Annotated in this window: 1 protein-coding gene; it reads right to left on the bottom strand. The window is 46.4% G+C overall.

From position 1 onward, the window contains the following. On the bottom strand, positions 1-252 hold a 252-nt coding region (locus LJE08_RS14105), incomplete at its 3' end, for a hypothetical protein (RefSeq protein ID WP_227403590.1). Positions 253-265: the final 13 nt, after the last annotated feature.

Genomic DNA, 265 nt, shown 5'->3' with positions numbered 1-265 from the left:
ATCCAGCTCGGCAATCAGTACTTTGGTATTAGCTGGAACGTTCTTCAGCCCACACATTTCAGCAATATCATTTGCAGAACGACCAGCAATCGGGCCACGGACCTGGTGCCGATCAGGATCAATAAAGCCATTGGTAAACGTTGGAATCTCGCTTGGCTTCAAGAAGTAGCAGTTCCACTTCTTAAAGGCTTCTTTAACCTGGTCGTAGATTTCGTCGTCAATGACAACCGAGTTTTCAGTGGCACAGATCATCCCATTGTCAAAG

The organism is Holdemanella sp. DFI.5.55 (assembly GCF_020593575.1).
Classification (GTDB): domain Bacteria; phylum Bacillota_I; class Bacilli_A; order Erysipelotrichales; family Erysipelotrichaceae; genus Holdemanella; species Holdemanella hominis.
Note: the sequence above shows the minus strand (reverse complement) of the source record. Positions and strands in the feature narration are given on the sequence as shown.